Source organism: Balneicella halophila, from assembly GCF_003096835.1.
GTDB lineage: Bacteria > Bacteroidota > Bacteroidia > Bacteroidales > Balneicellaceae > Balneicella > Balneicella halophila.
In genome coordinates, this window is sequence record NZ_QENZ01000001.1 from 1 (window position 1) to 1,258 (window position 1,258).

Sequence of the window (1,258 nt, forward strand, 5' to 3'; positions counted from 1 at the left end):
GCACTGCGATGATATAGCATTTACAAAAGGACGGGAATTTGAGTGAAGCGAAAATGTAGGAATTTTGTTCGCCGCAGGCGAATGCTATATCATCGGTCTCGTGTATGAGTAGTTGCGTGGATTAGCACTAAACTTTGCAAGTACACACCAAACTGAAAATCCGCGAGGATTTTCAGAAGTAGGCGAGAACTAGCAATTACTTATAGCCATTGTTGTAAAACGTTTTTATTTTAATCCTTTTATTGTTTCTCTTAACTCTCTTATTTCAGACTTCTCTTCGTTTATTTTCTTTATCACAAAATTTAAGAGTCTTAAAATACTTTTTGCTTTTTCCATACACTCGTCTTCTGTCAGTGAATGAAGTCCTTCAGAAGTCTGGTTATAAAGTAGTTTTATGGGGTTGTCTCCTAATGTTTTTAATGAATAAGGTAAATGCTCAAAAATGTTTTCGTAAATCGTACTTACCTTTGGATTTTCATTGTGCTTATCCAATAGAGATTGGATTTCGACTTTATGTGAATCAGGAAGTGTTTTAATATCTTCAATAATGTTAATTAGCTCTTTTTCAATTATTCTCCTAAAATATGCAAACGAGCCAATTCCATAATTTTCATTCAATGAGTTTATTGCTTTAAAGTACCATTTGTTAGTTTCTCTATCAAAGTATTTTGAAATTACTTTTTCAGGAATAATTTTGATTTGAGGAAGTGCTCCAACTTTTTGTACATAAATATTCGTATTCGGAAACTGATGGGTGTTTTGTCTGTGAAAATTTATGTTGTTAACATTATCTATAATATTTGAAATAGGATTGTTAGAATAAACGTTCAGCATAAATTCAACGTGATATTCTTTACAAGATTTACATTTGCCAATTGCCTTAAAAGTGAAATTTAATTTTTCATCTATAAATAAATCATCTGGAATTCTATTCCCTATCTGATGTCCGTAATATTCTTCTGTTTGAACATCTAAATCAATTTCAAAAGTCTTAATTGAATCTTCTTTTTCGCATTTATATTCAAATGTTAGACCTTTAAAATCTAATGGATTCGTGAAATCTTGATTCCCGATTTCATAATCTTCAAGTAGAGTAAATACTTGATAAAGTCCATATTTTGATAGAAATTCATACATTTGATTCAAATGTTTTACAACGCAGTGCTATGTGTAGTTGTCTGTTTTTTTGTGAAGATAATTAAAATCGTTAGATTTTATGTTTTTGGGAACAAAAAAATAGCAACCAATTGCATATAGC

At 30.3% G+C, this 1,258-nt stretch carries 1 protein-coding gene; it reads right to left on the bottom strand.

The window, feature by feature from the left end; all coding sequences use genetic code 11:
- Window positions 1–225: 225 nt before the first annotated feature.
- Window positions 226–1,137, bottom strand: coding sequence for a hypothetical protein (locus tag C7377_RS00005; protein WP_116495297.1), 912 nt, complete (start codon window positions 1,135–1,137; stop codon window positions 226–228).
- Between the last annotated feature and the right edge of the window lie 121 nt (window positions 1,138–1,258).

Excerpts from the sequence above, each read along its gene's own strand:
- C7377_RS00005 (WP_116495297.1), bottom strand. The coding sequence starts at position 1,137 with ATGTATGAATTTCTATCAAAATATGGACTTTATCAAGTATTTACTCTA.